The sequence below is a fragment of the Hominiventricola sp. genome (genome assembly GCF_057604405.1).
On record NZ_DBLYVB010000041.1, the window covers coordinates 1 to 6,638 of the forward strand.

The window sequence follows — 6,638 nt, forward strand, 5'->3', positions numbered from 1 at the left end:
CGTCTTTGCAGATCCTCCTGATGCTTCCTGTTAAGCGTGAGCATGGACAGCATTCTCTGATACGTCCGGTGGATTTCCTCTATGGGTGCAAGCTCTGCCGTTGCCTTTTCTTCCTGTACCGGCGTTGCTTTGATATAATCCGTCCGGTATTCTCCTTTTCCTAATGCTTCCCGGATCTGCTGATTTGCTTCGGAGAGTGTAACATTGTGCAAATCCGCATAAAGCTTCAGCATCCCCCCGGACGCATCACAGCGGTTGCACCGGAATACATTCTTTTCCACATTGATATTCAGTTTCCCATGTGTTTCTCCACAGAACGGACAGTCGTAATAGTTTCCCCGCCGCTTTCTGAGATGCAGCACCTGCACCACATCCAGTATTCCATAATCAAACCCAGACATATCATAATACATCCCGGTATATTCCTCCTTTCCCCCGCAGAAAAAAGCTCTCTGCGGGGTTCTTCCTTAACCAGCCATCGGCATTGCTTTTTGTAAAATTACCTTTGCTGCCGCCGGAACCAGATTGTTCGGTCCGGAATATTGCTCGGCAAACCACTGGATCGTTGACGGGCTTTCAACTGCCACCTGTCCCATGGTCTTTCCGCCGTATTTTCCCTTTCCCGGAATCACAGTCCCGACTGCCATTTCATAGTTCATGTGTTTCATCAGTTCTTCTACCGGAAGGGACGTATCCAGATTCTGTAATGCTCCCTGCAGCATCTGTCCGGTCTTTGGCGGCGTAGAGGCAGCCGGAGCGGAACCGTAGCCAGGCATTTGTCCACTGCCATGGTAAATGGTGCTTCCCTCCGCCTGTGCCTGCTGATAGAACTGATTCATCATCTGCTGGCCTGCATATTCCGGCTGACCTGGCATCTCTCCATAAGTTGGCATAGGGGCATTTGGCATGACACCCGAATCCGGCATGGCTGCATTTTCCATGGCACCTGAATCCGGCATCTGTGGATTCTGATATGGAATTCCGGCATCTACCTGTGCAGGATCATTTTCCTCTCCCACATCCGCAAACTGCACACCATATCCGGCATCCGATAATGCCCTTCCTACGGCTGCTGTTTCCGCCATTTCCAAAAATTTGTCTCCAAACTTCGGATCATCGCTCCGGAATTTCTGTGAAAAGGAATTGGCTACATAATTGTCTTCCTGATCACATTTATCCAGATAGATACGTGCTTCCACAACTGCCATATTCTCTGTGAAAGTGATAATCCGGCTAATGATCTTTCCTGCCGGATTGACCAGACGAAACCAGAGCTTCCGGTATTTCACATCCAGATAAAGCTGCTCCTCCTGCCCTTCTTCTCCAATCTTTCTTGCCAGTTCCATCGGATGGAAGCCATCCACACGGTTTAAAGCGGCAACTGCCTCTGATTTCTTATACAATAATTCTTTCATTCTCTGCTCCTTTCATTTAGAAAAGCAGACGTTCCCCTATATAAGAGTAATAGTCCGCTTATTTCAAAAGTTGAAAAATATTTTTAAACAACAAGTTTTAACTGCTCCATTTCCGGTTTCTGTTCACTCTGATACTGATCGTAATACTGTACGATACGCTCACTCAGAATGGTGTTCCTTGTCCCGCTGTCATCCGTATGGATTGCCTGACAGACTGCAGCCCATTCCCCTACCAGATAAACCTTGCTTTTCGCTCTGGTCACTCCGGTATAGAGAATATTGCGCTTCAGCATCATGTAAAAGGCTTTCACCCAAGGGATGATGACAACCGGACATTCGGAACCCTGTGCCTTATGGATGGTTGTTGCGTTTGCATGTTCGATCATTTCCATCTGGTCAGCTTCATATTGCACCTGCCGCCCGTCCGGGAATCCGATCACTGCCCTGGCATTTCCATCCTCATCCGTGATACAGTCCAGTATCCTGCCCAGATCGCCGTTACTCGCCATCTCGGTATTTTTATTCTGTAAAATCTTATCGCCAACCCGGAACACCTGACTGCCGATATGCAGTTCCTTCTTCCCTGCGATCGGCGGATTTACAAAATCTTCCAGAGATTTGTTCAATTCATCCACTCCGGCAGCACTGCGTTTCCGATACGGAGTCAGGATCTGTACCTGATCCATGCCGTTTTTTGCAATCTCGTCCAGATAAATCCTCCGGACAATCTCTGCCGCTTCATCTGCTCCTTTACAGGCAATGAACTGAAAATCCTCCCCAAAGCTCAGATTAGTCTTGTTCTCCTGCATCAGTTTTGCATTATAAGGTATGCTGCTCAAAGCGCCCTGCCGGTAAACCAGATCCAGTACCGTGACCGGAATCAGCCCGCAGGCAATCAGTTGCCGGAACACATCCCCGGCTCCTACGGATGGGAGCTGGTTCTTATCCCCGACTAAAAGGACTCTGGCATGTCTGCTAACCCGCCGGAAAAATTCATAGGCAAGATGCATGTCCACCATGGACACCTCATCTACATTTAGAAATCCGGCAGACAGGTACTCAAAATCCGGTTCAAAATCCGTATCATCTCCCAAAAGCCCCAGGGCCAGATGCATCGTGGATGCATTTTCACAGCCGGTACTCTCCATCATACGTCTTGCCGCACGTCCGGTCGGAGCCATAAGCTGTACCTCTGACCTGCATAACGCCTGATGGATATAGAGAATCACCTTGAGAACCGTTGTCTTTCCGGTTCCGGGACCTCCGGTAATAATACTGATGGGATGTGCAAACACCATTCGCACTGCCTGTTTCTGTGTTTCTGACAGCGTGATCCCCAGTGTCTTCTGTGCCTTTTCCAGCTCCGGTTCAATGGACAGCAAAACCGGCTTCTCCAAAAGCCGTCTGGCTATCATGGAAGCGGTCTGTGTTTCTTCTTCATACTGCCGGATAGAATAGATCCGTTCTTCCTCCACAACAATGCTTTTTTGCAGCACCAGCCGGTAAAGCACCTGACTGACATCCTGCTCCGATACTGCCATGACCTGCAGATCCCGGTTCAGCATTTTCAGTGCTTCCTTCATAACCTCCTGACGCTGCTTAAACAGATGTCCTTCTTTCATTGCCTGATTCATGATATGTCCGATGCACCCGGATATCCGCATGGGATCATTGAGTGCACAGCAGCACTGTCTTCCGATCGCATCCACAGTCAGAAACCCGAAGCCTTTGACTGCACTCAGCATGTAAGGGCGGTGCCGGATAATATCCACCGATTCATTTCCGAATTTCTTCAGAATCATATTCACTTTTTTGGGTGTTACCTTAAAAGGCGCCAGAAACGTCATCAGTTCCCGGAACACCTGGTTTTTTCCATAGGACTCCACAATAGCAGCCAGCTTCTTCTCGGAAATTCCACGGATCTTCAAGAGTTCCTGCGGGTTGTTTTCCATGATTTCCAGTGTCTGAAGCCCAAACTTCCGGAAAATAGTATCTGCCATCTTGGGACCGATACCTTTGACTGCACCGGAAGAAAGGTATCCTAAGATACCCTCCTTTGTCCGTGGTACAACCTCCATGAAATTTTCCACCTGATACTGAGTTCCATGCTCTCCGCTCTCCCATCTGCCTTCCATCTCAAGCTCAATCTCGTCTGTAAGCGGAAGACCGAATCCAATCGCTGAGAAGCCGATGATATTCCTGGATGCCAGATATTTGTCTCTGGCTGACAGGGGGACAGACGTATCCTGTGTGGTGAATATGGCAATCGTATACCCATTCTCCTCATTCTGGAAAATCTTATGTTTAAATCTGCACCTCATTGTTTATATCCCTCCAGCTTTTTATCCGCATCCGTTCATTTGGTTTTCTCATTACGCCGCCTCCTTCTTAATTCGGAAAGTACGGCTCTCCGTTGTTTTTGTATATTCCTCATAGATATCCGGATGCTGGTTTTTCAGCTTCTCCATCTGGTCTTTCCCAACCGAAGTACGTCTGGTCGGATTATAGGTAATACGGTAACGGTTCGTACCGTCCTCCAGCACTGCCTTGCAGCCCTGCCCCAGCTGTTCCACAAAAGGAACACTGATTGCCCGCTGTTCTGCTTCGATTTCCTTTTTCCGTTTTTCCAACTGTGACTTTTCCTCCGAAAGGGTAAGATACTTCTCAAGATTTTTTGATTCCAGACCGGAAAGCACAATTTCTGGAATAGATTTGTCTGCAAAACCACCATAATTACGGATATTTGCCAGAACCAGATCGGAATTCCCGTTATGCGGCGGTACTACATTTTTCAATACATGTTCCTGCCAGAAATACGTTTCCTGATCAATGATGTCTTCTTCCTCAATCAGATCACGCTCAATGGTGCGATACACAAACTCATTCTCGTTATTTCCATACAGGCATGCGATAAAGGCTTTCTGCATATTCATCACAGACAGATAATGCCTTACCTGCAGCACATAATGAGCTGGAATACCCTCATCAGCCCACTTATCTTTCGCATTATAATTGCAGGTTTTACATTCCAGAATCGCAAATTTCCCATCCGGCATACGAACAAAAAAATCCACATCTGCAAGCATGAACGGATATAATGGATGCCGGAACATGACACGTACCGGAAATACTTCCAGTCCGGTCTTTTTGGAAAAGATTTCTGCCACCAGATCTTCCAGCCGGTGTCCGACTTCCTTGGCAACCCAGTTGCTTTCCTCTTCCTCCTGAATGACCGGCTGCACACCTGTTTTGTTGTAAAACAGATCCCGGATAGTGGTAAATGGAGAGATCCCCATGATTGCCGCTACATCACTGCCGCCGATTCCTTTTTTGCGGTATTCCAACCAGTCTTCTCTTGACAGGTTACTGATATCCACAACCTTTTCCGGTGTATACTCTGCTTTGTTATTCATTCCAATTCCTCCTAACATTTGACTGCTCCATAAACGTCATATTTTTTCCAGTCTTTTATAAGCGCCTTCGTAATATCCTCCTCCAGCTTCAGAATGCCCTGTCCGGACATTCCTTCACAGGCTGCAAAAAAGGAGGCTTCATTCATGGCATAATAAAGATCATGTGCTGTACAGGCACCTTCCCCGTTCTGGGATACAAATAGCTCCACCACCTCATTCCGGATCTTCTGTTTAATGCCAAGTTCCTTCATCAGCAGCTTCAGGCAGTTCACCGGATTACGGATCTCAATGTCCATAAGCTGAGTAAGATTCTTCATCGCATCCACATAGCGGGCGCATACCTGCTCCAGATTTTTCCGGAAGTCCAGAATCGTTGCCCCTTTATCGTGAGCCAGCTTGATTGGACTTCCCAGACTGATAACGCCGTTTGGTCCGTCTGTCAAAAGCATCGGATACAGATTTGCACCGCTCGCTGCCACGTCAGATGTGGTAAAACGAAGTGCCGGTGACAGGATCTTCTCATCCATTCCGTGTGCATCCAGTGCTTTTCGGTAAGTATCCAGAAGTTCTTGACTTCCTCCGAGCTTCCACATGGCAGATACAATGGAATGGTCATAGATACCAGAGCCCTCCATGTAAACACTGCCTTTGAAATTCAGATTCAGATATTCGCAAGTTGTCTCAAACATGGCTTTCATATCAAGGATGCAATAATCATGTTTATCCCCGCCATGTACTGCGGAAACCTTTCCGTCCGCAATCTTAATCAGGGCATCCCCTTTTGCAACCCGCAGGCAGTAATTGACTACCTTCGCATATGTTGCCTTATCCAGCTTGCGAAGCCCGTCTCCATTGACACCTGCGCGGCTTAAAATGGTGCGGATGGCACAGTCACGTACCGGATAGGATTCTCCTCTCATTTTCAGTACAAGCTGCGTATTCTTCTCTGTATCCTCCAAAATTTCTTCCATGGATGCATCTGCCGCATCCAGATTTTGAGCCTCCTTTTCCAGTGGTGCCAGCCGTAACGTATTCGTTGGCTTTCTGATCCATTTGGCATTTCTCCCTCTCTCTGCCAGAAACTCCAGCAGATCTTTTACTTCTGCAAAGGATCTCTCAAATCCATCTGCATACACTCTTGCTTCATTCATGTTCTTATCCACCTTTCTTAAAATAATATTTATCCATCAACAGCCGAAGCTGGTTGTGGCATGCAACTATGCCGAAACCTAAATGTAAGCACAAAAAAAGAATGAAAAGAGAGTCTTTTCTCTGTTCATTCTTAAAAGTCTGGTTTCTTCCTGAAAAAACAAAAGTGCCACGCAGCCAAAAAAGGCATACCGTGACACTCACTACAAACATAAACAACTTATGCCAGGAATCAGCTCCTGCTGTTTCCTGTAAGTTTGGAGATTCTTATGAATCCCGAAACTCCCCAAAAAGGGTGTGCATAAAATAAACTATATCAGTATACTAGCACAAGATATTCCTCATGTCAATTCAGGCTTATACTATATATGGTGTTTATATTTGTTCAAAATACTACATCTATTTTTCTACTACGAATTCAATCTTCTCTTTCAGATACTCCCGGCAGCCAAACCGAACCGCTCCACACTGCTTTGACTCCTCTTTCGCCTTTTCATTACAGGACTCCAAGTAGGGACAATCGTTACATTGATTCCGCAGTGCTTCCTTTGCCCATTCAATTTCCTGCTCATTTCCTATAATCCGCACAGACATCCACTTCCTTTGCTATCATCATACCCCAAAATCCATTTTCTATCATCCATAATTTCTTTTTTTGTAT

At 46.6% G+C, this 6,638-nt stretch carries 6 protein-coding genes; all 6 read right to left on the minus strand.

Annotated elements, in window-relative coordinates; all coding sequences use genetic code 11:
• On the minus strand, positions 1 to 413 hold a 413-nt coding region (locus ACZMB2_RS13380), incomplete at its 3' end, for a CHC2 zinc finger domain-containing protein (protein WP_487597103.1).
• Positions 414 to 467: 54 nt separating this feature from the next.
• Positions 468 to 1,415 carry a hypothetical protein gene (locus tag ACZMB2_RS13385; RefSeq protein ID WP_487597104.1) on the minus strand — a complete coding sequence of 316 codons (948 nt, stop codon included), beginning with the start codon at positions 1,413 to 1,415 and terminating at the stop codon, positions 468 to 470.
• Positions 1,416 to 1,498: 83 nt separating this feature from the next.
• Complete coding sequence (gene recD2, locus ACZMB2_RS13390) at positions 1,499 to 3,736, minus strand: SF1B family DNA helicase RecD2 (protein WP_487597105.1); 2,238 nt, start codon at positions 3,734 to 3,736, stop codon at positions 1,499 to 1,501.
• A gap of 51 nt (positions 3,737 to 3,787) precedes the next feature.
• Positions 3,788 to 4,846 (minus strand): YqaJ viral recombinase family nuclease, encoded by a 1,059-nt coding sequence (locus ACZMB2_RS13395; RefSeq protein WP_487597106.1) that lies wholly within the window; start codon positions 4,844 to 4,846, stop codon positions 3,788 to 3,790.
• Positions 4,840 to 5,979: a hypothetical protein gene (locus ACZMB2_RS13400; RefSeq protein WP_005333353.1), complete on the minus strand. Its 1,140-nt coding sequence runs from the start codon at positions 5,977 to 5,979 to the stop codon at positions 4,840 to 4,842. Before ACZMB2_RS13400 ends, ACZMB2_RS13395 begins: the two co-directional genes overlap by 7 nt.
• A gap of 397 nt (positions 5,980 to 6,376) precedes the next feature.
• On the minus strand, positions 6,377 to 6,565 hold the full coding sequence (locus ACZMB2_RS13405; protein WP_442872494.1) for a 2-ketoisovalerate ferredoxin oxidoreductase: 189 nt from the start codon (positions 6,563 to 6,565) through the stop codon (positions 6,377 to 6,379).
• Positions 6,566 to 6,638 lie beyond the last annotated feature (73 nt).